The 23,728-nt window shown below is 70.7% G+C and carries 23 protein-coding genes; 14 read left to right on the top strand and 9 right to left on the bottom strand.

What is annotated here, in order from left to right; genetic code table 11:
• Window positions 1-666, bottom strand: a 666-nt coding sequence (locus IE318_RS36095; protein ID WP_189907163.1) for a Clp protease N-terminal domain-containing protein, incomplete at its 3' end; no start/stop codon positions are given.
• A 157-nt stretch (window positions 667-823) separates the two neighbouring features.
• On the opposite strand from IE318_RS36095, the gene IE318_RS36090 reads away from it, so the two are divergent.
• On the top strand, window positions 824-1,483 hold the full coding sequence (locus IE318_RS36090; RefSeq protein ID WP_189907161.1) for a hypothetical protein: 660 nt from the start codon (window positions 824-826) through the stop codon (window positions 1,481-1,483).
• Between the two features lie 9 nt (window positions 1,484-1,492).
• Here the strand turns inward: IE318_RS36090 and IE318_RS36085 are convergent, their stop codons facing one another.
• On the bottom strand, window positions 1,493-2,401 hold the full coding sequence (locus tag IE318_RS36085) for a helix-turn-helix domain-containing GNAT family N-acetyltransferase (RefSeq protein WP_189907159.1): 909 nt from the start codon (window positions 2,399-2,401) through the stop codon (window positions 1,493-1,495).
• Between the two features lie 164 nt (window positions 2,402-2,565).
• Between IE318_RS36085 and IE318_RS46210 the strand changes: the two genes are divergently transcribed.
• Window positions 2,566-2,694 (top strand): hypothetical protein, encoded by a 129-nt coding sequence (locus IE318_RS46210; RefSeq protein ID WP_267882727.1) that lies wholly within the window; start codon window positions 2,566-2,568, stop codon window positions 2,692-2,694.
• A 103-nt stretch (window positions 2,695-2,797) separates the two neighbouring features.
• On the top strand, window positions 2,798-4,144 hold the full coding sequence (locus tag IE318_RS36080; RefSeq protein ID WP_189907158.1) for a dicarboxylate/amino acid:cation symporter: 1,347 nt from the start codon (window positions 2,798-2,800) through the stop codon (window positions 4,142-4,144).
• A 321-nt stretch (window positions 4,145-4,465) separates the two neighbouring features.
• Here IE318_RS36080 and IE318_RS36075 read toward each other — a convergent pair whose 3' ends face one another.
• On the bottom strand, window positions 4,466-5,533 hold the full coding sequence (locus IE318_RS36075) for a substrate-binding domain-containing protein (protein ID WP_229903983.1): 1,068 nt from the start codon (window positions 5,531-5,533) through the stop codon (window positions 4,466-4,468).
• Window positions 5,534-6,075: 542 nt separating this feature from the next.
• On the opposite strand from IE318_RS36075, the gene IE318_RS36070 reads away from it, so the two are divergent.
• From IE318_RS36070 to IE318_RS36045, 6 genes are all read left to right on the top strand, one after another.
• Window positions 6,076-7,413 carry an ABC transporter substrate-binding protein gene (locus IE318_RS36070; RefSeq protein ID WP_189907154.1) on the top strand — a complete coding sequence of 446 codons (1,338 nt, stop codon included), beginning with the start codon at window positions 6,076-6,078 and terminating at the stop codon, window positions 7,411-7,413.
• Window positions 7,410-8,399: a carbohydrate ABC transporter permease gene (locus tag IE318_RS36065; protein WP_189907152.1), complete on the top strand. Its 990-nt coding sequence runs from the start codon at window positions 7,410-7,412 to the stop codon at window positions 8,397-8,399. Before IE318_RS36070 ends, IE318_RS36065 begins: the two co-directional genes overlap by 4 nt.
• Window positions 8,396-9,280, top strand: a complete 885-nt coding sequence (locus IE318_RS36060; RefSeq protein WP_189907149.1) for a carbohydrate ABC transporter permease — start codon at window positions 8,396-8,398, stop codon at window positions 9,278-9,280. Before IE318_RS36065 ends, IE318_RS36060 begins: the two co-directional genes overlap by 4 nt.
• A 132-nt stretch (window positions 9,281-9,412) precedes the next feature.
• A complete protein-coding gene (locus IE318_RS36055) occupies window positions 9,413-10,396 on the top strand; it encodes a hydroxyacid dehydrogenase (protein WP_189907171.1) in 984 nt (327 codons plus the stop codon).
• 87 nt (window positions 10,397-10,483) lie between these two features.
• The gene (locus IE318_RS36050) at window positions 10,484-10,630 is read left to right on the top strand and encodes a hypothetical protein (protein WP_189907147.1); all 147 of its coding nucleotides are present in this window, start codon (window positions 10,484-10,486) and stop codon (window positions 10,628-10,630) included.
• Window positions 10,631-10,699: 69 nt separating this feature from the next.
• Complete coding sequence (locus IE318_RS36045) at window positions 10,700-10,810, top strand: alpha-L-fucosidase (protein WP_189907145.1); 111 nt, start codon at window positions 10,700-10,702, stop codon at window positions 10,808-10,810.
• A gap of 114 nt (window positions 10,811-10,924) precedes the next feature.
• On the opposite strand, the gene IE318_RS36040 is transcribed toward IE318_RS36045, so the two are convergent.
• The 3 genes from IE318_RS36040 to IE318_RS36025 form a co-directional block, all read right to left on the bottom strand.
• The gene (locus IE318_RS36040) at window positions 10,925-12,202 is read right to left on the bottom strand and encodes an amidohydrolase (RefSeq protein WP_229903982.1); all 1,278 of its coding nucleotides are present in this window, start codon (window positions 12,200-12,202) and stop codon (window positions 10,925-10,927) included.
• Between the two features lie 48 nt (window positions 12,203-12,250).
• A complete protein-coding gene (locus IE318_RS36035) occupies window positions 12,251-12,892 on the bottom strand; it encodes a trimeric intracellular cation channel family protein (RefSeq protein ID WP_229903981.1) in 642 nt (213 codons plus the stop codon).
• Window positions 12,893-13,419: 527 nt separating this feature from the next.
• On the bottom strand, window positions 13,420-14,058 hold the full coding sequence (locus IE318_RS36025; RefSeq protein WP_189907137.1) for an NADPH-dependent F420 reductase: 639 nt from the start codon (window positions 14,056-14,058) through the stop codon (window positions 13,420-13,422).
• 380 nt (window positions 14,059-14,438) lie between these two features.
• On the opposite strand from IE318_RS36025, the gene IE318_RS36020 reads away from it, so the two are divergent.
• From IE318_RS36020 to IE318_RS36010, 3 genes are read left to right on the top strand one after another with little or no spacing between them, the layout of a single operon-like run.
• Window positions 14,439-15,872 (top strand): sugar porter family MFS transporter, encoded by a 1,434-nt coding sequence (locus IE318_RS36020; protein WP_189907135.1) that lies wholly within the window; start codon window positions 14,439-14,441, stop codon window positions 15,870-15,872.
• Window positions 15,873-15,895: 23 nt separating this feature from the next.
• Window positions 15,896-17,068, top strand: coding sequence for an FUSC family protein (locus IE318_RS36015; protein WP_189907133.1), 1,173 nt, complete (start codon window positions 15,896-15,898; stop codon window positions 17,066-17,068).
• A gap of 43 nt (window positions 17,069-17,111) precedes the next feature.
• Window positions 17,112-17,429 carry a hypothetical protein gene (locus tag IE318_RS36010; protein ID WP_189907131.1) on the top strand — a complete coding sequence of 106 codons (318 nt, stop codon included), beginning with the start codon at window positions 17,112-17,114 and terminating at the stop codon, window positions 17,427-17,429.
• Window positions 17,430-17,480: 51 nt separating this feature from the next.
• Here IE318_RS36010 and IE318_RS36005 read toward each other — a convergent pair whose 3' ends face one another.
• Both IE318_RS36005 and IE318_RS36000 read right to left on the bottom strand, forming a co-directional pair.
• Complete coding sequence (locus tag IE318_RS36005) at window positions 17,481-18,098, bottom strand: DinB family protein (protein WP_229903980.1); 618 nt, start codon at window positions 18,096-18,098, stop codon at window positions 17,481-17,483.
• Between the two features lie 211 nt (window positions 18,099-18,309).
• Window positions 18,310-20,853: a discoidin domain-containing protein gene (locus IE318_RS36000; RefSeq protein ID WP_189907129.1), complete on the bottom strand. Its 2,544-nt coding sequence runs from the start codon at window positions 20,851-20,853 to the stop codon at window positions 18,310-18,312.
• Between the two features lie 340 nt (window positions 20,854-21,193).
• Between IE318_RS36000 and IE318_RS35995 the strand changes: the two genes are divergently transcribed.
• The gene (locus IE318_RS35995) at window positions 21,194-21,712 is read left to right on the top strand and encodes a hypothetical protein (RefSeq protein WP_189907127.1); all 519 of its coding nucleotides are present in this window, start codon (window positions 21,194-21,196) and stop codon (window positions 21,710-21,712) included.
• Window positions 21,713-21,716: 4 nt separating this feature from the next.
• Here the strand turns inward: IE318_RS35995 and IE318_RS35990 are convergent, their stop codons facing one another.
• Complete coding sequence (locus IE318_RS35990; protein WP_189907125.1) at window positions 21,717-22,529, bottom strand: SAM-dependent methyltransferase; 813 nt, start codon at window positions 22,527-22,529, stop codon at window positions 21,717-21,719.
• Between the two features lie 201 nt (window positions 22,530-22,730).
• On the opposite strand from IE318_RS35990, the gene IE318_RS45585 reads away from it, so the two are divergent.
• Window positions 22,731-23,728: glycoside hydrolase domain-containing protein (locus IE318_RS45585; RefSeq protein WP_229903979.1), on the top strand; the 998-nt coding region annotated here is incomplete at its 3' end.

Here is a 23,728-nt window from a genome sequence, read left to right as displayed (position 1 = left end):
CTCCGCACGCCCCACCACCGGATCGAGCCTGCCCGCCTTCGCCTCCTCCGTCAGATCCCGCCCGTACTCGTCCAACGACGACGGCGCCCCGCCCTCCTGTCCCGCACCGGCACCCTCCCCACGGGCCGGCCGCGCCGGCCTCTCCGCCAGACCCCGCAGCCGCGACACATCCAGCCCCGCCCCCTGCAGCAGCCGGGCCGCACCCGTGCCCTCCCCCTCCAGCAACGCACCCAGAATGTGCTCGGGGCCGATGTACGAGGCGCCCGTCGCCTGCGACAGCCCATAGGCGGCGGCCAGCGTCCGCTTGGCGCCCGGAGTCAGCCCCGGCTGTGCCGACACCTCCACCGACTCCCGCGGCAGCACCTTGGCGATCTGTGCGGCGAACTCCTCCACGTCCACCCCCGCCTGTGTCAACAGGCCCCGCGACGGCTCCACTTGCGTCGCCGCCCACAGCAAGTGCTCCGTGTCCAGATCCGGCGTCCCGTCCTCCAGCGCCCGCCGCGCCGCCAGATTGATCAACTCCTGCGACGGCTCGCTCAGCAGCCGCCCGATCGGCACCCGCTGCACCGCCGGAGGCGACGTCGCGGGCGACATCCCGAAGAACCGGTTCAACAGCTCACCGAACGGATCCGACGAACCGAAGGCAGAACCGAACGACATCGACATGACGCACTCCTCACCGAAGGAGGGGACCCCCCACTCACTCAAACGCGCCGCGTCCGGCCCCGCAAACCGTGAACCGGGGGTGACTCGCCTGGACCAACCAGCGCGCGCCGGGTCGGCGGCCGGCGGCACAGTGGTGAGGCAGCCCCTGGGAGGATCCGTGCACGACAAACCGCTGAGCAAGATCGTCGACGAGCTCCTGCGTCTGCGTCACGACGCCTCCGGCACCTCACGTGACCGGTCGAAGCCGGACGGTTTCAGCTTGGACGGCGAGCTGGTCAGCGGCTTCGTCGCCGGCACACTGGACCCGCGGGGCGAGGCGGAGCTCGCCGACCAGGTCGCGCGCCTGCTGCCGTTCCACTGGGTTCTGCCCACCACCCTCACCGAGGAGATGACGCGGGTCATCGACCACCTCGGCGGCCAGCGCGGTCTCATGGCCTGGCTGGACCGGCAGCCGGGCCTGCCACGGCTGGTGGCACGGCTGTACGTCCTCATGGGACTCCTCGATCAGTACAGCGAGGAGTCCGCGGTGGTCACCGCCCTGCGCGAGTCCCGGGAGGCGACACCGTATCCGGCCGGTCTCGAGGAGTACCTGGTGCCCGACACCGACGACGAGACCCTGGCCGGCCTCTCCTTCAAGATCGAGGAACTGCTCGGCGACGGTCTGGAGAAGAAGGCCGTCGAGCTCGCGCTGTCCACCGCCGCATGGGTGGACGAGGTCGCCGCGCGCGCGGAACAACTCGACCCCGAGGTCGGTGGCCTGGCCGAACTGATGGAGCACACCCGGGAGGACATCCAGGCTTCGGCGGCCCGGGCCTGACCAGGCCCCTCACTCCTGTAGTGCCGCCGGCGGTGCGGTGACGCGCTTCTCGAACCAGTGGTGGGCGTACGGCTCGTCGTTGAAGGCGGGCACCTCCTGGAAACCGCAGGAGTGGTACAGCCCGATCGCGGCGGTCAGGGCCTTGTTGGTGTCCAGGCGCAGGAGGGTGCGGCCGTGCCGGGCGGCCCGCGCCTCCAGTTCGATGAGGAAGCGGCGGCCGAGGCCGAGCCTGCGGGCGCGGGGCGCCACCCACATGCGTTTGATCTCGGCCGGGGCGCCGGGCGGCAGCTTCAGGCCCGCGCAGCCGACGGGTTCGCCGTGCAGCCGGGCGACCAGGAACTCGCCGCGCGGCGGGGTGAGTTCACCGGCGTCGGGCAGCAGGCTCCGCTCGGGGTCGAAGCCGGTCTCGAAGCGCTCCTGCAGCTCGGTGAAGTAGGACCGCAGGCAGTACAGGGCGTCGGGGTGGCCGGGGTCGACGGTGTCCAGCGTGACCGTCCCGGCGGTCAGCAGCCGGTCGACCTCGGCCATGGCGGCGACCAGGCGGGCGCGCTGGGCCTCGTTGAGCGGTTCGAGCAGGGAGCCGGCCAGCTCGTCGCTGCGGGCGTCGAGCGTGGCCCGCTCGGCGCGGCCCGCGTCGGTGAGCCGGACGGTGCGCACGCGTCTGTCCCGGGGATGGGGTTCGACGGTCACCAGACCGTCGGCCTCCAGGGAGCGCAGGAGCCGGCTGACGTACCCGGAGTCGAGTCCCAGGCGCTCGCGCAGCCGCCGGACGTCCTCGCCCTGTCCGCCGATCTCCCAGAGCAGCCGGGCCTCGCCGATCGGCCGGTCGCGGCCCAGGTAGTGATCGTGGAGCACGCCCACCCGCTGGGTGACGGTGCGGTTGAACCGCCGCACCTGGTCAATCTGTGCCGAGTGCATTCTCTGACTCTAGTCAGAGAAATCGCGGGAGGCCAGTGTGCTCCCCTGCGCGAGGCGCGACGGGAACGGGAGCCCCGCCCTCGGCGCCATTACCACGGGGTGTGTGATCTTCTGTCAAAGACCGGCTTTGATGTTCTCAAAGTACAAGTGTTAATCTTTACGCCATGAAGACAGCAGCCGCGCACCGCGCCGACGCCCCTCGCGGTGTCAGCCGCGCCGCCATGAGCGTGACGCTCGTGGCGCGCCTGCATGTCGATCTCTGCCGCTGCATGTCCGCGGCCTGTCGCGCCTGATCGCGATCTCCTCGATGCAGCGGCGCCGTTGACACGTCCTACGGTCGCCGCTCCCGTACGTCCCGCTCGTCCCCTTTCCGCGCGTCCCTACTGGAGTGTGTCCGTGTCCGCCAACACCGGCGATACGAAGCCCGCGAAGTCCGGCTTCCGCATACCCGTCCCGTTCTGGGCCCAGGTCCTGCTCGGTCTCGCCGTCGGCCTGGTCCTCGGCTTCGTGGCCCGGACCTACGACGTGTCCTGGCTCGCCACCACCCTCGACAAGGTGGGCGGCATCTTCGTGCAGCTGCTGAAGCTGGCCGTGGCTCCCCTGGTGTTCTTCGCGATCATGGTGTCCATCACCAACCTGCGGAAGGTCAACAACGCGGCCCGCCTGGCCGGCCGTACCCTGCTCTGGTTCATGATCACCTCGCTGATCGCGGTCGTCATCGGCCTCGCCATCGGCCTGATCTCCAACCCGGGCTCCGGCTCCGACCTCACCCCGGCCGACGGCGCCAAGCCGGACCACGCCGGCAGCTGGCTGGACTTCCTGACCGGCATCATCCCGACCGATGTCGTCACGCCGTTCACGGAGCTCAACGTCCTGCAGATCGTCTTCATGGCGGTCGTCGCCGGTATCGCGATCCTGAAGATCGGCCCGAAGGCCCAGCCGATCCTCACCCTCTCCGAGTCCGTCCTGGAGCTGCTGCAGAAGGCGCTGTGGTGGGTGATCCTGCTCGCCCCGATCGGCTCCGCGGGCCTCATCGGTCGCGCCATCGTGGAGTACGGCTGGAACCTGCTCGGCAACTACGCGACCTTCACCGTCGACATCTACGTCGGCTGCGCCCTGGTCCTCTTCGGCGTCTACCCGCTGCTGCTGGCGACCGTCGGCAAGCTGAACCCGGTGCAGTTCTTCAAGGGCGCCTGGCCCGCCATCCAGCTCGCCTTCGTCTCCCGCTCCTCGGTCGGCACCATGCCGGTCACCCAGCAGTCGGCGATCCGGCTCGGCGTCCCGAAGGACTACGCCTCCTTCGCGGTGCCCTTCGGCGCGACCACCAAGATGGACGGCTGCGCGGCCATCTACCCGGCCATCTCCTCGATCTTCGTGGCGCAGATCTTCGATGTGCAGCTGGGCATCAAGGAGTACGTGCTCATCGCCTTCGTCTCGGTGATCGGCTCGGCGGCCACCGCCGGTCTGACGGGCGCGACGGTCATGCTGACGCTCACCCTGTCCACCCTCGGCCTGCCGATGGAGGGTGTGGGCCTGCTGCTCGCCATCGACCCGATCCTGGACATGATGCGCACCGCCACCAACGTGGCCGGCCAGGCCCTCATCCCGGTCCTCGTCTCCGCCCGCGAGAAGATCCTCGACCACACCAAGTACGACCACGCGTCGGCCTCCGCGGTCGACGACCTCGAGAGCGTCTACTCGCTGCCGCAGCAGGCCGAGCAGCCCGCCGCGGTGGCCGGCTGAACCGCCTTGGTGGCCGGCTGACACCGCCCGGCCCCTGATTCCACCGACTCCGCCCTGCCGGTTCTCCCGACCGGCAGGGCGGAGTGCTGTCCGGCCCGGATGGGCGAGTGGTCACGGCCGCCGGTGCGGGGCGAGCAGGTGCGGCCTTCGGCGCCCGGGCCGGTGACACGGCCCGGCCCGCCGACACCGCCGCCGCGCGGCACGTCCGTCGCCGACGCAGTCCGCCGCGCGGGTCACCGCGCTCGCGGCCCGACGCCTCGGCGGCAGCGCCCGACCCGCACAATCGCCCCGTCGACCGGGCCCCGCGAGCGCGGACGGGCGTCAGGAGGCCGGCGTACCGCCGCAGGAGGCGCGCACCTTGAGTTCGGGGAGCAGTTCGAGGCGGTGGACCGGCAGGTCGGGTCCGTGCCGCAGCCGTCGCAGCAGCAGGTCGACGGCGGCGGCGCCGACGGCCCTCTTGGGCGGGGCCACCGCGGTCAGCGGCGGAGCGCCGAGCGCCGCGAAGACGTCGTCGTAGCTGATCAGCGCCAGATCCTCGGGGACGGACAGGCCTCGCGCGCGCAGCAGCGCCGGAAGCTGGATGGCGTCCTGGTCGTTGTGCACGAGGGCCGCGCGCACACCCTGGTCGACGGCCTCGGCGAGTTGCCGGGTCACCGACTCCGGAGCCGTGGCCGGATCGTCTATGTCGATCACCGGCCGGGGCCTCAGGCCGAGGGTCTCGCAGCCCTCGGCGTACCCGCCGCGCACCTGCAGCGCCGTCCAGGTGTCGCGGCGGGCGGCGAGGGCGACGGTGTCGTGACCGAGTGCGGCCAGGTGGCGCAGGGCGAGCAGGACGCCGTGGTGGTGGTCGGAACTGACCGAGTCGAGTTCGGCCGCGGGTGTGCCGGCGGCGGCCCGGCGTTCCACCAGCACGGTCGGCACCGGCAGCTCGTTGAGCCAGAGCCGGTCCTCCGGGTCGGTCGTGGCGAGCCAGTTGGGGGTGAGCATCAGGCCCTCGGCGCCCGACTTCAGGAGCTGTTCCGCCTGGGTCCGGTCGGCCCCCGGGTCGTAGGAGGAGATGCCCAGCATCAGATGGGCGCCCGCGTCGGAGGCCGCGGCCCTGGCGCCGGCGATCACCTCGTCGAAGTACTGGCTGACCGTGTGGCTCACCGTGGGCACGATCAGCCCCATGGTGCGGGCGTCGGCCGCCGCGCCGGTGCGCTCGTCGGGCCCGGAGACCGAGCCGTGCGAGCGGCGCACCAGACCGGCTTCGGCGAGGGCCGCGACGTCCCGGCGCACGGTGACCGCCGGGAGGTCCAGACGGGTCGCGAGATCCGTCACCCGTACCGTGCCGAGCTTGCGCACGATCTCGAGGATCCGCGTGCGGCGCTCGTCAGCCGCGATCGACATGGGCGGTCCCTTTCTCACCCTGGCATGACTCACCGTGAGCATATCATTCGATCCGTATGCGGGCGCTGATCGATCGGAATTCGATCGACTGGTCAATTTCCATTGACTCGATCACTGACCACTCCCCATCTCGGGCCCCTGCCGACACAGGAGAGCCCCTCCGTCAGAGACAGAGCTTCCGCATACCGTGCGCACATCCGGGAGCCCCAGGTTCCGTACGGCACGGCGAGTGGCCGAGGGTCCTCCGGCGTGCACTCGGCCACGGGCTACTGGATCGAGCGTCGGTCTGAGTGATCGAACGATCCGTTCTTGCGCTGCTCCGGGCAGGGGAAGCACACGTCAAACACCAACAAATCAGCCCATTACAGCCACTCGTAGCCTGATCACTCTCGATCGATCGATCGAAAGCTATTGACTTCGATCTGAAGTGCTCCCAGGATGGCCGTGCCCGGGCCCGACGGCCCCGGAGTCCGGCCGGTCCCCGAGGCCGTGGACTCCCCACCGGGCAACCTCACCCGTCCCGTTCCTTCAGGAGCCGAGCCATGTCCGCTGCCCTCTCCCGCAGTCGCAGAGCCCTCCGCGCCGCCGCCGCGCTCACCGCCGCCGCCCTGTCCGCCACCCTCCTCGCCGGCTGCGGCAGCGACGACGAGGACCCGGCCGGCGCGGGCAAGACCGTCGACATCACCTTCTGGGGCTGGGCCAAGGGCACCAAGGAGGTCGTGGACGCCTTCAACGCCTCCCACAAGGACGTCCACGTCACCTACGAGGAGATCCCCTCCGGGGCGGCCGGCGGCTACGCCAAGCTCTCCAACGCGGTCAAGGCCGGCAACGCCCCCGACGTCTTCAACGTCGAGTACCCGCAGCTCCCCGACTTCGTCAGCCAGGGCGCGGTCAAGGACATCGGCGAGTACGTCGACGCGGACCTCAAGGCCAAGTACCTGCCGCAGGCGGTGCAGTTGACCACCCTCGGCGGCGCCACCTACGCGCTGCCGCTGGACGCCGCCCCGCAGGTCTTCTACTACCGCAAGGACCTGTTCGCCAAGGCCGGCATCAAGACGCCGCCCAGGACGTGGGACGAGTTCCACTCGGCCGCCGGAAAGCTGCGCAAGGCCGAACCCGGCGCCCGTATCGCGACGTTCTTCCCCGACGACCCGACCACCTTCGAGGCGATGGCCTGGCAGGCCGGCGCCCAGTGGTTCGGAACCTCCGGCGACTCCTGGCAGGTGAGCCTGAACGGGCCCGAGACCGCCAAGGTCGCCGGCTACTGGCAGAAGATGATCGACGACGACCTGGTCCGGGTCGAGCCGTCCTTCAGCCAGCAGTGGACCGCCTCGCTGCAGAAGGGGCAGACCGCCGGTTACCTGGGCGCGTCCTGGGGCGGCGGCGTGCTGAAGGGCACGCTTCCCGACCAGGCGGGCAAGTGGGCCGTCGCCCCGCTGCCCAGCTGGAACGGCGACGCGGCCGGCGGCATGCTCGGCGGAAGCACCTTCGCCGTCTCCAAGGACAGCAAGAAGGCGAAGGCCGCGGTCGAGTTCGCCACCTGGGCCACCACCACGCCCGAGGGCATCGAGGCCCGGATCTCCGCCGGCAACTCCTCCGCGTACCCCGCCGACCCCGATCTGGTCCCGGTCGCCGCGAAGGCGTTCAAGGCCGACTTCTACGGCGGTCAGGACGTCTACGGCGTCTACGGGAGCGCGGCCAAGTCCATCGGGCAGAAGTGGACCTGGGGTCCTGCCATGGGCGTCACCAACACCTCCCTGAAGGACTCCTTCGGCCGGCTCTCCTCCGGTTCCGGCACCATCGCCCAGGCGCTCGCGAGCGCGCAGAAGGACACCGTCGCCGAGCTGAAGAACCGCGGTCTGAAGGTCTCCGCACGATGACCCCGACCGTCCCGACGACCGCCCCCACGGCCGCCCGCGCGGTCTCGGCCGCGCCGTCCGCCCGTACCGCCGCCGCACGCCGGCGGCGGTACGGCGCGCCCACCGTACTGCTGGCTCCGTTCTTCGTGCTCTTCACCGCCGCCACGCTCGTGCCGATCGGCTACGCCGTCTACCTCAGCCTCTTCACCGAGCACCGGTCCGGTCTCGGCTTCGGCGGCAGCGAGACGGTCTTCACGGGACTGGGCAACTACACCCGGGCCCTGGGCGACGGCGCGTTCCGCGGCGGCTTCCGCAACCTCGCCCAGTACTGCCTGCTGTACATCCCGCTGATGATGTGCCTGGCGCTGGTGCTGGCCCTGCTGCTGGACTCCGCGCTCGTCCGGGCCCGCCGCTTCTTCCAGCTGGCGCTGTTCCTGCCGCACGCGGTGCCCGGCACCATCGCCGCCCTGGTCTGGGTGTACCTCTACACCCCGGGCATCAGCCCGGTCATCGGCGCCCTGAACTCCGCCGGCGCCGGGGCCGATCTGCTGGGTCATCCGCTGCCGGCCGTCGTCAACATGGCCGTGTGGGAGTGGACCGGCTACAACATGGTGATCTTCTTCGCCGCGCTGCAGGCCATCCCGCGCGAGGTCCTGGAGGCCGCCCGTGTCGACGGCGCCGGGCCGCTGCGCACCGCGCTGAGCATCAAGGTCCCGCTGATCCGTTCCTCGCTCACCGTCGTCGGTCTGTTCACCGTCATCGGCTCGCTGCAGCTGTTCACCGAGCCGATGATCCTGCACGGCACCACCCCCAGCGTCGTCTCCACCTGGTCCCCCAACATGTACGCCTACACCGCCGCCTTCGAGCGGCACGACTACGGTCTGGCCGCCGCCTCCTCGGTGCTGCTCGCGCTGGCCGCCGCCGCGCTCTCCTTCGTCGTCACCCGGGCCACCCGCACCCGGAGCGGCCGCACCCGTCCGCAGACCGAGACGGGAGCCGTCGCATGACCACCGCCACCGCCCGGCCCGGCACCACGTCCACCCCGGGCCGCCGCCCCTGGTCGCTGTCCAGAACCGCCGTCAACGGCGCTCTGGTGCTGGCCACCGCATACACCCTGCTGCCGCTCGGCTGGCTGCTCGCCGCCGCCGCGAAGAACACCGGCGACCTGCTCGGCGGGCGCGCCCTGACCCCCTCCACCTGGCACCTCGGCGCCAACCTGCACGCCCTGGCCACCGCCGGCGACGGCATCTACTTCCGCTGGTACCTCAACTCCCTGCTGTACGCGGGGATCGGCGCCCTGCTGTGCGCGCTGGTGTGCGTCTGCGCGGGCTACGCCTTCCACGTCTACTCCTTCCCCGGCAAGGAGCAGCTCTTCGGGCTGGTCCTGCTCGGCGTGCTGGTGCCCACCACCGCGCTCGCGCTGCCGCTGTACCTGCTGGCCTCCAAGGTGGGTGTCGTCAACACCTTCTGGGCCGTGTTCGTCCCGAGTCTCGTCAACCCCTTCGGGGTCTACCTGGCGCGCGTCTTCTGTGCCGGGTACGTGCCCGGCGAGGCGCTGGAGGCGGCCCGCGTGGACGGCGCCGGCGAGCTGCGGACCTTCTGGTCGGTGGGTCTTCCCATGGTGCTGCCCGGCCTGGTCACCGTCTTCCTGTTCCAGTTCACCGCCATCTGGAACAACTTCTTCCTCCCTCTGGTGATGCTCTCCGACGACCGGCTCTTCCCCGTCAGTCTCGGCCTGTACAGCTGGAACACCCAGACCCACGCCTTCCCCGAGTACTACCCGCTGGTCGTCACCGGCTCCCTGCTCGGCATCGTCCCGCTGGTCATCGCCTTCGTCGCCCTTCAGCGTCACTGGAAGGCCGGCCTCACCGCGGGAAGCGTCAAGTAGACCGGCGCAGCACACCCCAATGACTCTGCCGCACACGCACCGGAGAACCGAGTGTCCAACCCCCCGACCGCACCCGCCCCGCAGCCGAGCCCGGCCGGCTCCGGGCACCGGCGCCCGCGCACCCTGCTGGCCATGCACGCCGACCTCGCCGCACGTCTGATCGACCGGCCCACCCTGGCCCGGTTCACCGCGCTCGCCGATCTCGACCCCACGCTCGTCGTGGACGACTTCACCAACCCACGGGCGGCCGCCGCGCTGCGCGAGACCGAGGTCATCGTCAGCGGCTGGGGCTGCCCGCCGCTCGACGAGTCCGTGCTGGCACAGGCGCCCGCGCTGCGCGCCGTCATCCACGCCGCCGGGTCCGTCAAGCACCACGTCACCGACGCCTGCTGGCGCCGCGGCATCCAGGTCACCTCGGCGGCCTGGGCCAACGCGCTGCCGGTCGCCGAGTACACCGTTGCCTTCGTCCTGCTCGCCAACAAGGAGCTGCTGCGCATGCGGGACGACTACCGGGCCCGGCGCGGCGTCCCGCACGACTGGCTGGCCGCCTACCCCCGCGCCGGGAACCACCGGCGCACGGTCGGTGTCGTCGGTGCCTCCCGCATCGGCCGCCGGGTCCTGGAACTGCTCCGCCCCCACGACCTCGACCTGCTGCTGCACGACCCCTACGTCGACGCCTCGGAGGCCGAGCGGCTCGGCGCCCGCGCCGTCGGCCTGGACGAGCTGTGCGCGGCCAGCGACGTGGTCACCGTCCACGCCCCCGAACTCCCCTCCACCCGGCACCTCGTCGACCGCCGCCGGCTCGCCCTGCTGCACGACGACGCGACCCTGGTGAACACCTCCCGCGGCTCCCTCGTCGACCAGGAGGCACTGGTGGACGAACTCCTCACCGGGCGCCTCAACGCCGTCCTCGACGTCACCGAGCCCGAGGTCCTGCCCGCCGACTCGCCCCTGTACGACCTGCCCAACGTCGTGCTCACCCCGCATGTGGCCGGCTCCCTCGGCGGTGAGCTGCACCGCATGGCCGCGGCCGCCGCCGACGAACTGGCCCGCTACACCGCCGGCCTGCCCTTCGCCCATCCCGTCCACCACGAGGACGCCGCACGCTCGGCCTGACGACGAGCGTCCGTGTGGCGGAGGCGAGGGCCGGGGTCACGCCCGCGTCCAGGACCGTCCCTGCTCGCCGACCGCCGCCCACGACAAGTGCGCGGAGCACTGGCCGACGTCCAGGTCACCGGACGGGCCCTGCGGCCGACCCCGGTGGACACCGACGCCGAGGGCGGGTACGTACGGATCCAACGCACCGGGACGAGGCGCGTCGCCCTCGCCCGGGTGGCCGTCCGTCCGTAGACCACCCCATCGTCCGGCCGTGGGCCGTGCCTCGCGCGCGGCCCGCGGCCACGCAAGGAGATCCGGCACATGAGCTGGTTCACCGAGGCCCGTTTCGGCCTGTTCATCCACTGGGGCATCTATGCCGCGGCCGGCAGGCACGAGTGGGCGGCCCGCCCGCATTCTTCGACGGAGGTGTGAAGCGCCGGTGCAGTGGGCGTCGAGAAACCGCAGCCGCGCAAGCTGCGCGGGCGCCGCCGAGGCGGTCGATTGCTGCTGTGCTGCGGCCTCGGAGGAGAACCAGCCGGAAGCTCATCAACTCGTGCGAGTCGGTTTCCCGAGGTGGGTGAGTGCGGCTGTGACCAGGGCCTGGACGCCGGTGTCCAGGGTGGGCTGCAGGACCGGTGCGAAGCGGGGGCTGTGGTTGACCGGGATGTCCTGGGCCACGGTGCCCCGTTGCCGGGCGGCCTGGTAGTCGTGCGGATCCACACAGCCCAGGGCCCAGTAGGTGTACGGGGTGCCGAAGGCGTCCGGGATCCGGCTGAAGTCCTCGCTGGCGCTCTGCAACTCGACAGTGACCGCGCGCTCTCCGAACATCGCGGCGAAAGCGGCGGATACCTCGCGGGTCACCACGTCGTCGTTGACAGTCGGAGGAAAGCGGGTGCCCTCCTCGATCTGTGGCGCGCGAGTCGCCCCAGAGGCGTCACACTCGGCATGGACGATGCGCCGCACGGCTGCCAGGACGGCCCGCCGGGTCTCGTCGTCGTACGTGCGCACGTTCACCAGCAGTTCGGCCGACTCCGGAATCACGTTGCCGCTCGAGCCCGCCTGGACGGAGCCCACCGTGACCACGACCGGCTGGGTCGCGGCCAACTCGCGCGAGACGATCGTCTGGAGCCGGACGACGATCATCGAGGCGATCACCACGGGGTCGATGGCGGCCTGCGGTGCCGAGCCGTGAGCGCCCCGGCCATGGACAGTGATCTTCACATTGTCCGCCGCGGAGAGAAAGGACCCGGCGCGCGTGCCGACCTGCCCAGCCGGATAGGGAAGCACATGCTGGGCGAAGGCGACGTCTGGGCGGGGAACATGGTCGGTCAGCCCGTCGGCGAGCATCCGGTCAGCACCGTCCCCCGGCTCCTCGGCAGGCTGAAACAAGGCCACCAGTGTGCCCTGCCACACCCCCGCCGCGCCGAACATGAGCCGCGCCGCTCCCAGCAGGCAGGTGACGTGCATGTCGTGACCGCAGGCATGCGCCACGGGCACCCGGCGGCCGGAAGCATCCGTGGCTTCGGCCGTGCTGGCGTAGGTCAGACCGGTCTCCTCAAGGACCGGCAGAGCGTCCATGTCGGCCCGCAGCAAGACGGTCGGCCCCTCGCCGTTGGCCAGCACACCGATCACACCGGTGCCGCCGATCCCCTCGTGCACCTGGTAACCGCAGTGTCTCAGGCGTTCCGCCACCCGGGTCGCGGTGCGGTGCTCCTGGTGTCCCAGCTCGGGGTGGGCGTGCAGATCCTTGTAGATGTCTTCGAGGTCGGACCGGATGTCATCGAGCCCGGCCAGAACAGCATCTGCGGAGTCTTTGGGTGTCACGGCTGTGTACTCCTGCATCTCTGTGGGTGAGCGCAGCGCCCGTTCCTGTCAGGGATCCCGGTCCTTGGCCGTCCCCGGCCGCCAGTCGCGGCTGTTCGGCAGCTTCCAGCCCCAGTGGGACGCGGCCAGCCGCAGCGAGATACCGACCGTGATTCCAGCCAGGACGCCTACGGTGGATGCACCGAGCCGACTGCAGACCACCATCACCGCGCTCACCACGATCGCGACGGTCGCGTACAACGGGGTGCCGCCGAAGATGGAAGGGGCCCGCGCGAGCAGCAGGTCCCGGATCGCCCCACCGCCGACCGCTGTGATGGTGCCCAGCAACACGGCCGGCAGCCACCCCAGGCCGACAGCGAGCGTCTTCTGCGCCCCGGCGACCGCCCAGACGCTCAGCGCCGAGGCATCCAGGACGTTGAAGGCCCAACCGGACGCGTGGCGGCTCAGATCGGCTACGAAAGCCAGCAGGGTGCCGGCAGTGGCGACCGTGAGATAGGTGTAGTCGGTCAAGGCCACAGGTGTGCCGTGCTGCAGCAGGGTGTCACGGAGGATTCCACCGCCCAGACCGGAGACGATGCCGATGACCAGGAAGCCGAACAGATCCAGACGACTGGCCCGGGCCAGCACCCCGCCGAGCGCCCCGTTGGCGAACACCCCGCTCAGGTCCAGCGCCCGGGTCAGCTCGGTCACGCTCTCAGGCGACAACGACCGGGCCACAGACACCAGCGTCTCCCTTCACACTTCCACCATCGAAACAGCCGAAGGTGCCACGTGCCCGCCGGGCATGGCATGCGAGGCAGCTTCTCCGGCCACTGGCCGGCCGGACTGCGACTGTGGCGCCCGTTCCCAGGTCAGGTGCCCTATGGGCGGGGAGATCGACTGAGCAGGTGTGGGGTCGCCCCCGAACAGGGGGTGGTCGGTCTCGACGAGCGGCCCGCGGCTACTCGTCCTCGATGTCCTCGGTCCCGTCGTGGCTCTGCGGGTCGCGCAGCTGACGCAAGCCCGGCGTGGTCGTCCAGGTGAAGGCGTAGTGGCTTGAGGAAGTTGATGTGGTCGTACTGGAGCGGGGAGAGGCGGGCGAGCAGTTCGTCAGTGACGGGCAAGCCGTCGGCGGCGAGTTGCTTGACGGCGGCATCGATGTCCGAGGGGAGCCAAGCCGCTCGTGCGGGCTTTCGGCTGACTGGGGAGGGTCTGGGGCACCGGCCCGTCCGTCTCCGTCAGGGGAGGATCTTGATGGCGCTCTGCCAGTTCAGCTCCAGAGGTTGCTGGACGGAGATGAGCAGGAAACCCAACGCCTCGAGCTCCCGGGCGCGGGGCAGCCGACCGACGTCCAGGGGACGCATCGCGCCGGAGGAAATCAGCTCCGCGACCTTGGCCTTGGCAGCGGAGTCGTCGCCGGCGATCAGTACGTCGAGCGGGAAGCCGTGGCCTTCACCCGTCGTGAGCAGCCCGGCGAACGTGGTGTTGAATGCCTTGACGACCTTCGCGTCCGTGCCGACGATCTGCTGGATCTGCTCGGCGGCCGACGTGTCGGCGGGCGTAACCCGCGAGTCCATGGTGGCGAAGTCGACGGGATTGCAGATGTCCACCACGACCTGTCCGGCCAGCGTCGCACGGGCGGATCCGGCGACCTCCAGCGTTGCGTCGTAGGGCAGGGCCAGCACGGTCATGTCGGCTGCCTGCGCCGCAGTGGCCGAGCCGGTTTCGCCGTCCGGGAAGCGCTGCTTGAGCTCGGCGGCTGCCGCTCGGCCGCGGTCGGCGTCGGGGTGGACGAGGCACACGCTGTGGCCGCCGGTGAGTGCGCGGGCGGCGATGGCTCGGCCCATGTTGCCGGGACCCACGATGTTGATCTGCAAGTTGCTGCCTTCCGATCGGGCTGGGGTGAGCGGCAGTGCCCCGGGCCGTCCGTCCGGGCAGCGAGCAGAGGTCGGGTCAAGGCCCTCGCGGCCCATCCGGTCGCCGCCTGGCGCAGCTGCATGCCTATCCCGTGATGCGCCGCTTGTACTTCCCTATCGCCTGAATTTCTGACCGTCAGGCGATACCTGCTCCTGGCGACCCTCCCTCTGGCACGGGTTCACCCGATCGCTGTGCCCTACGGGGCGGTCCCGGATCGCAGCGGCACATAGTAGGAGTGCCCGCGGGACAGCTCGTCGCCTGCCCAGCCAGACACGGAAGACGACGCGTCCTTCCGGACCGACGCGCGGGAGCGATGCTCACCTGAGGCGAAGGGACGCACATGGTCCAGGGCTTCTCGGGAGAGCCGGGCATCCAGGGCCCCCTAGCCGGGATCCCTGCACAGGGGCGCCGTCGGGTCTGGCGGTGGGCGGCGATCATCGCTCTCGGCGGTTTCCTGTTCGGCTACGACACCGGCGTGATCTCCGGCGCACTGCTCTACATCAAGCATGACTTCAGGCTGAACGCGTTCGAGCAGGGCAGCGTGGTGGGCGTCCTGCTGATCGGGGCGATGCTGGGCGCTGTTACCGCGGGCCGCATGGCCGATCGTCTGGGCCGCAGGAAGACACTGGCGACGGCGGGAACAGTCTTCCTCGTCGGCACGGCGATCCTGACGACCGCTCCGGGCTACTGGACGTTGGTCGTCGGGCGGCTGGTGCTCGGCCTGGCGGTCGGAGCGGCCTCGGCAACGGTGCCCGTCTACCTGTCGGAGGTCTCTCCCAAGGAGATCCGCGGGCGCGTCCTCACGCTCAACCAGCTGATGATCACGAGTGGAATCCTGATCTCGTACTTCATCAACCTCGCTTTCTCGAGCAACGGGCAGTGGCGAGGCATGTTCGCGGTCGGCGCCATCCCCGCCCTCGTCATGGTGCTGGGGGCGCTGTTGCTGCTGCCGGAATCACCGCAATGGCTGATCCTGCACGGCCGCACGGACACGGCGCGGACGGTGATCGCATCCGTCAGCCACGTGACCAGAGCCGACCTGCTCATCGAACAGACGCAGAGCAGACACCGGGAGGCACAAAGCGGCGACACGTCACAGAGCCCGGGATGGCATGTCCTTCAGTCACCCCGGGTCCGCCCGGCGCTCGTCGTCGGGCTGACGCTGGCCGCGGTGCAGCAGTTCGGCGGAATCAATACCATCATCTACTACGCGCCAACGACGATCGAGAACACGGGGCTGACCGCGGCAAACTCGATCCTCTACTCGGTGGCGATCGGCGTGATCAACCTGCTGATGACCATTGCCGCGATCCGGCTGATCGACCGTGCGGGGCGACGCAAGCTGCTGCTCGGCTCGCTGGCCGGCATGCTGGTGACGCTCGTCCTGCTGGGACTGTCCTTCGTCCTCGGCATGAACGCGCTGCTGTCACTGCTGTTCATGGTGGTGTACATCGCTGCCTTCGCGGTGGGGCTGGGTCCGGTCTTCTGGGTGCTGATCGGTGAGCTCTTCCCGCCCTCCGCGCGCGCCGCCGGCTCCAGCGTGTCCACCACCGTGAACTGGGCCTCCAACTTCGTGGTCAGCCTCGTGTTCCTCCCGGTGGTGAACGCGATCGGCCAGGGCGAAACCTTCTGGGTCTTCGCCGCGGTGTGCGCCTTCGGGCTGTGGTTCGTGGCCCGCTACGTCCCCGAGACCCGCGACCGTGACTTCGCTCAGGTCGACGCCGCGCTCCGGGCCCGGTTCACCACGCAGCCACGGGGAAAGAAGCCGGGGTGATGTGGCGTCGGCGTCGCGGGCGCGTGGCACAGTGGCGACGCGCGCTGCTGCACGCCGCTTCCGGCGCATGGGGGCGGGTCACGGCAGATATATGGCCGGTCGTTCAGCAGACCGCCGCGGCGAGCGCGGCCTGGTTGATCGCCAGGCATCTCGTGGACCACCGGCTGCCCTTCTTCGCGCCGATCGCCGCCGTCGTCGCACTCAACGCCGCGCGCGGCGAGCGGGGCGTCAACGCGGTGCGGCTGCTCCTCGGGGTCGTCGTGGGCATCCTCGCCGCGGACGCGGCGGTGGCCGTGCTGCACCACGGGTACGGGGCGCTGACGGCCGCCACCTTCGCGGCCATGCTGATCGCGCTCACGTTGGGCGGCGAACGGATTGTGATCGCCCAGGCAGCCGTCAGCGCCATCCTCGCGGTGACCGTGGGAGGCGCAGCGGGGCCGCAACGCCTGACCGAGGCCCTGATCGGAGCAGGCGTGGCACTGCTTTTCAGCCAGCTCGTCTTTCCGGCCGAGCCCGTGCTGCTGCTGCGCCGTGCGGAGGCGGCGGCTCTGACGGACCTCATCGACCTCCTGCGCCACACCGCTCAAGCACTCGAGCGCAACGATCAAACACTCAACGACCCGGTGGCCCAGCACCTGTCCATCAGCCGCGACACGCTGTCCGACCTTGCACACGCACGCCTCCGAAGCAGCGCAATCGCTCGTCACTCACCCCTTTGGTGGGGGCGCGGCTCAACCGTCCTGCGGGAGTGCCACGACGCGGGACGGCTCGACCTGCTGGGCATGAGCTGCCTCATGCTCGCGCGCATCGCCACCGCCCATCGCGTCGGCGACAGCAGGGAACTGGCCAAGGGGGCCCCGGCCGTGCGCGAACTCGCCGCCATCCTGGAGACACTCGCCTGCGCGCCGGAAGATCACGACACCCGGCAAAGGGCGGCCCAGCGCGCGCTCGGCCTGATACGCCGCCAAGAGGCGTCGGACACCACGAGGGACCCGCGCCCGACCGCGATCCACATGGCCGTGCAGATGACAGCCATCGACGTCATTGCCTTCGCCGGCGTCGACCCGGCCACAGCCGTGGACGCTGCGCGACAGGCCCGGACCACCCCCGACCAGTCACCCGACCTGCAAGTCCGCGCCCCGCCCTCGACCCCCCTGACCCGCCTTCGCCGAAGACGCCCCGGTCCAGGGCGATGATCAGGACCGCAGGTCCACGACGACCTTGACGTCATCGCCGCCCTTGCGCAGACACCACGGCGCGGGTCCGGCCGAGGGCCTCGTGTCGCCGCAGGACTGCCGGTACACGCGCCGCGGCGACCGCCTCTCTCTCCATCTCTTCGGCCGGCCTCTGCGGCATGTGCACCTTCGGGGGCTGCGCGGCCGGGTGGCGTACGCCCAGTTCCTGCACGACGCCTCCGAGGTGCGGATCGGCGAGCCGCCGGCCGACGACCCCGGCCACGACTACCTGCGGGTGCCGTCGGACCATCTCACCCCCGAACTCCCCGTCCAGGGCCTCGATGTGTCCGTCCCCGTCGTCGAGCTCTTCCTCACCCACTGATTCGAACGCGGTCGGACGCCCGCACCCGAGCGGTACGCGCGGCCGTGGCGGTCAGCGCCGCCGGGTGCGGAACAGGTCGCGCAGCAGGGCGATCTCGGCGCCGTGGTGCAGCAGTTCCTGGTTGACCCACCAGACGACGTCGAGGAACACGTCGTCCGGGTCGCTGCCGTGGGGGTAGGTGCTGTGTCCCACCGTGTCGAGCGCGACGTCGTCGGTGCTCAGCAGGGCCTGGCGCCATGCCGTGGCGGCGGCCTCGAAGGCCGCGACCGCGCTCGCCGCATCCCCGCTGACGCGGTAGTCGTCCCTGGTCAGCGTGTGGCTGCCGGTGACATGGTCGGCCCGCAGGGTCAGCATCTCGCTGAGGTGGGTCAGCCGCCAGGCGAGGGTGGTGAAGGGCGGCGGCGAGGGGTGCGGTGGGGGTGTGGCGTCGCGTCCCCACTCGCCCGTGCCCGTCAGGAGGGTCGCGCGGGGCCCCGGTCCGTCCGAGCGCCGCCGCACCGACCAGCACCCGGGAACCGGCTCCCAGAGGTATTCCTCGTCGGTCATGGGGCCGACCTCCACGCCGTTGGCGTCGCCGCTGTCCACGACCGGGCCGGTCATTCGGTCGGTGAGGCGCCGGCGTGCGAAGTCGAACTGTTCCAGCAGCGGGGTCAGGCGGCCGGGTGTCACGCGGTGCTCCTGTCGTCGGTGTGAAGGACCGCTCGGGAGCGAACCGTGCGGCCGGCCCGTCACCCTGCCACAGGCCGCGCCGCGATCGCGCCTCGTTTTTCCCGTGTGCGTGCGAAGGGGCCGTGGGCGTGCGGCGGGCCGTGGGTGCACGGCCCGCCGCACGCCGTCGCCGGGGCCTCCTCGTGCGGCCCGGCCGGTCAGTGCCTCCCGGTCACGGGAAGCGGGTCAGCTTGGAGGGCACGGTGTCGGTTCCCGAGGTGGGTGCGCCGGTGTCGTTGACGACGTGGGCGTACTGGCCCTTGCCGCCGAGGGAGATCACCAGCACGTCGTGCAGGGTGACGCCCGACCTGACGGGCACCTGGAAGCCGTGGGCCTGGACGATCGTCGGATCGGCCGTGTAGTTGCAGTAGCTGCCCAGCCCCCAGGCCTCGTGGGTGGTGACGGAGTCGGCGACCTTGTAGGCCGCGTAGCCGACGATGCCGTCGTGGGTGATGGCGGCGGCGTTCGGGGCGTCGTAGGCCTTCTCGTTCTGGAAGAAGATCGTCCGGCCGCGCTCTCCGTTCCAGTACACGTCGTACTTGTTGAAGTGCTCGACGAACAGGCCGGTGGCGAGCACGTCGTCGCCGTTGACCCGCAGCCCGTAGTCGGCCCGGTTGGTGTCCCAGCCGACGCCGCTGCCGTGGTCGGCGCGCCACAGCCAGGTGTGGTCGATGACGACGTCGTCGCTGTTGACCACGACCGAGTTGGTGGCGAGGCCCGGTCCGGCGCCGCCGATGCGGACGAACACGTCCTGCATGGTGGTGGGGTTGGCGGAGTGGTCCGCGGAGGATCCGGGCGGACCGATCTGCAGCAGAGTGTCGGAGTTGACGGATCCGGCGTCGATCAGGAAGCCGGCGAGCCGGACGCCGTCGACGTCGGCCACGTGCATGGCGTCGATGCCGTTGTCGGGGACCAGGGTGGCCAGGCCGAGGCCGAGCACCACGGTGTCGGCCCGGGTGACGTCGATCGTCCGGTCCAGGTGGTAGACGCCCGGGGTGAACAGCAGGTTGAGGCCCTGGGACAGCGCCTGGTTGATGGTCGCCGCGGTCGCGCCCGGCTTGACCACGTAGAACTGGTCGAGCGGGAGCGAGGTGCCGGCGTTCGCCGGCCAGGAGACACCGCGGGCGTTCGTGCGCTTGGCGGGCACGAACACCTTGTAGGTGCTGCCGTCGAGGTAGAGGAACGGCTTCTCCCGGGAGACGGGCGTGGTGTCGAGGGTGGTGTACGGGCCGGTGTCGAAGTTGGTCGCCGGGGCGCCCTGGACACCGGTGAACGTCATGTTCCACACGCCGTTGGTCCAGCCGCCGACGGAGCTGTCACGGGTGTACCACTGCTGCTGGGAGTAGGGCCCGACGGTGCCGTCGATCCTGGAGTCGGCGATGTAGCCGCCGGAGGCCCAGCCGTAGCCGTTCGGGGCGAGGTTGAGGCCGCCCTGGACGTGGATCCGGCGGAAGGGAGCCGCCTGCGCGACGGCCCAGCGGTCGGTGCCGTTCGACGGCCTGATGGCGAGGTTCTCCGCCGAACGCCAGAAGTTCTGTGTGGCGTTGCCGTTGAACCAGCCCGCGTCGACGGTGACGTCGCCGTTGATCTGGGTGTCGTCGGGGTTGAGACCCAGCCCGGAGATGGAGGTGTAGAAGCCGATCTGGGCGTTGATGCCGTTGTAGGTGCCCGGCTTGAGCAGGAACTGGTAGCGGCCGGTGCCGAACTGGGCGGACTCCTGCTGGGCGAAGACCTGGTCGAACTTCTGCTGCAGGTCGGGGGTGGAGGGGTCGACCACGATCACGTTGGGTCCGAGGTCGCCGCCGCCCTGGACCGGCCCGGTGGTGCCGGACGAGCCGGTGTGCACGGCGACCTCCCACAGCGAGTAGCCGTAGCCGGTCGCCCGCACGGTGCCGTAGACACGGACGTACCGGCCGGAGCCGCTGACGTCGTAGGAGGCGGTGCCGCCGGTGGCGCCGGTGACGCTGCGCAGCGTGTTCCAGGTGCGGCCGTCGGTGGAGGCCTGGATCTGGAACTCCTTGGCGTAGGCGGCCTCCCAGGACAGGTCCACCTTGCACAGGTCCTGGACCGAGCCGAGGTCCACCTGGACCCACTGCGGGTCCGAGGCCGCGCTGGACCAGCGGGTGCCCGGGTCGCCGTCGAAGGCGGCGGAGGCGGGGGTACCGGCGTTCTCCGTCGAGGAGGCCGAGGCGGGCTTGCCCTTGGCGGCGTTCGCGGTGCCGCAGGAGGAGGGGGTGGATCCTCCTGTGGTGCCGAAGACCTGGAACTCCCAGAGGGAGTAGCCCCATTGGGTGGCCCGGTGTATGCCGTACATCCTCACGTAGCGTCCCTGGCCGGAGACGTCCAGGGTGTCGGTGCCGCCGTCGCCGCCGGTCACGGACTTCAGGTCGGTCCAGGTGCTCCCGTCGGCGGAGATCTGGACCTTGTAGTCCTTGCCGTAGGCGGCCTCCCAGTCGAGGACCACCTTGGTGATGGAGGCCGTCGCCCCCAGGTCGACCTGGAGCCACTGGGTGTCGCCGGCGGCCGACGACCAGCGGGTGCCGGTGTCCCCGTCGACGGCGTATGCGGCCGGGGTACCGCCGTTCTCGTCGGAGGACGACGTGGCGGTCCTGCCCTGGGACAGCGGTGTCTCCGCCGCCGAGGCAGGGGCGTGTGCGGGAAGGGTGATGAGCGCCGCCGCTGCGGCGAGCGCGACACCCAAGGATCTGCGTCTCATACGAATCCCTGCGGGTGTGATGGGGAGTGACGGCGCGGACGCGACGGCAGGACGCTGCGAGCGCAGCGCCAACGGCACGCCCACGCCGCTTAGTTCACGACTTGATTTAACTGATGACATGACAGTCGCGGCAAGCCCTTGGACGCGGGAATCTTTCAAGCGTTGACGAAGTCTCCGCCCTCCCAGAGCCGATCTGTTCAGAAGAAGAACGACGGAAGAAAGACGGGAGGAGGAAGCAGCGGCGGGGGGAAGCGGACCGGGAACGGTCAACGGCGACGACTGGCGAAGGCGCGCGATAATCGCCTTTCACCACGATCACGGGAACGACCGGAGGCCGCCGTTGTCCTCGCTGCATGACTTCGCGACCTGGGAACCGCTGTTGAGGCTCCTGCGCGCCGGCAACGCGGACCGGCTCTCCGCACCGGACGGCCGTGTCGGGGGACAGATCGGCCGGTACGCCTGGAGTGTTCCGTTGCGGCGCAGCCCGCCGCCGCCTGGACGGGCCGCCCGGTTCGAGGACATGCAGGACGAGTTCGCCGCGGTGAAGCGGGTGCAGAGCGCGCTCGCGGAGGCCGGCGAGGACAGCGCCGCGTTCGTGGCGGAGCTGTCCCCGGCCGGAAAGGCCGTGCTCCACCTGCTGCGTTCCGGTCCCGCCGTGGAGCCCGGCATCGGCAGTCCGCATCCGGGTGCGCTGGTCCTGGTCGAGGACGCCGTCCCCGAGCCCTGGCGCCGCATGCCGGAGCCGGTGCCCGGTGCAGTGCCGGCCCCGTCCGCGGACCCGGCGGTGCTGGAGCGGACGCTGCACGAACGGGTCCCCGGCCCGATGACCCGGACCGTCCTCGAGGGCGACCTGGACTGAACCCTCAGTTCTTGCGGCCCACCCCGCCGAACATGGCGACCTCGGGCGGTTCGGGCCCGTCGGTGTCGGGGCGCCAGCGGTTGCAGGAGACCACGCCGGGAGCGAGCAGTTCCAGCCCGTCGAAGAACCGGGCGACGGCGCCGGGGGTGCGCTGGGTCAGTCTCGGCGTGCCGTGCTCGTTCCAGAAGGCGACGGCGGCGTCGACGTCGGGCATGTCCGGTCGTGTGACGGTGTGCGACAGCACCAGGTGACTGCCCTTCGGCAGCGCGTCCATGAGGCGGCGCACGATCCCGTACGCCTCCTGGTCGTCCTCCACGAAGATGACGACGCCGAGCAGCATCAGCGCCACGGGCTCGGTCAGGTCCAGGACGCGCGCGGCCTGCTCCAGGATCGAGTCGACGTTGCGCAGGTCCTCGTCGAGGTAGTCGGTGCGGCCCTCTGGGCTGCCGGCGAGCAGGGCCGCGGCGTGGGCGAGGACGATCGGGTCGTTGTCGACGTAGACGACGCGGGACTCGGGCGCGATGCGCTGGGCGACCTCGTGGGTGTTGTCCGCGGTGGGCAGTCCGGTACCGATGTCGAGGAACTGCCGGAGGCCCGTCTCGCCCGCGAGGTGGCGCACCGCCCGCCCGAGGAACCGCCGGTCGGCCTGGGCGTACTCACCGATCCCGGGGTGCAGCCGGCGGATCTCGTCCCCCGCCCGCTGGTCGACCGCGTAGTTGTCCTTGCCGCCCAGCCAGTAGTTCCAGATACGGGCCGTGTGCGGCTGGTCCGTCTTGATCCTCGTGCTCAGCTCGTCGAAGTCGGGGCTCTCGGTCACGTTACGCCCTCCAGGTCAGACCGGTGATCGCTCAACAGGCAACCTAGCGACCGGAGTTGGCCCACGGCGACTCATTCGGCCGGTCGGCGCGGCGCAACTGCCGCCCCCGCACTCGCTATTGACGAGTACACATGCAGCACGAAGAATGAGGCGGTCCGCTTTGACAACGTTGTCCAAGTCTCCTCGGGAGGGCCCAGGCCCATGAGATGGACCCAGCGCATACGCGGCGCGGGAACGGTCGTCGCAGCAGTCGCGCTCCTCGGCGCCGCCCTGACCGCGTCGCCCGCCGCTCGAGCGGCCGGAGCCGCCGCCCCCGACGGCCACCTCACCGATCTCGTCAACCCCTTCATCGGGACGCAGAACGAGGGCAACACCTACCCCGGTGCGGCCGTGCCCTTCGGAATGGTGCAGTTCTCGCCGGACACGGGCCACAACACCGGCTACGACTACGCGCAGAACCACATCCGGGGCTTCTCGCTGGTCCATCTCTCCGGCGTCGGCTGTGGCCTGGGCGGCGACCTGCCCGTGCTGCCGACCACGGGTGACGTCACCGAGACCGACTACGCCAAGTACCAGGCCGAGTTCAGCCACGACGACGAGCAGGCGAGCCCCGGCTACTACAGGGTGGGGCTCAGGACCGGTATCGAGGCCGAACTGACCGCGACGGCGCGCACGGGCGTGCAGCGCTACACCTTCCCCGCCACCGACAAGGCCAACGTGCTGCTCGATGCGGGCCAGTCGCTGCACCGGACGGTGACCACCAAGGTCGAGGTGCTCGACAACCGCACGGTGCGCACCGCGATCACGGGCAGCGGCTTCTGCCAGGACACCAAGCCCTACACCGTCTACACGATCACCCGCTTCGACCGCCCGTTCACCGCCTACGGCACCTGGGACGGCTCGGCGGTCACCGCCGGCTCGCGGGCCGGGCGGGACGGCGCCTATGTCCGCTTCGACACGACCGAGGACCGTACCGTCGAGGCGACGACGGCCCTGTCGTACGTCGACGCCCACGGGGCGGCCCTGAATCTCCGTGCCGAGGGCGGCCGTTCCTTCGACCAGGTCCGCGACGCCGCACGGCGGGCCTGGGAGGACCGGCTGGACGACGTCCGTGTCCAGGGCGGCGGCGACACCCTCCGCCGCACCTTCTACTCGTCCCTGTACCGGTCGTTCCTCGCGCCGAACACCGGCAGTGACGT

Origin of the sequence: Streptomyces spiralis (assembly GCF_014654675.1) — a bacterium.
GTDB lineage: Bacteria > Actinomycetota > Actinomycetes > Streptomycetales > Streptomycetaceae > Streptomyces > Streptomyces spiralis.
The sequence above is the reverse complement of the archived record's forward strand: the minus strand, read 5'-3'. Positions and strand labels throughout refer to the sequence as shown.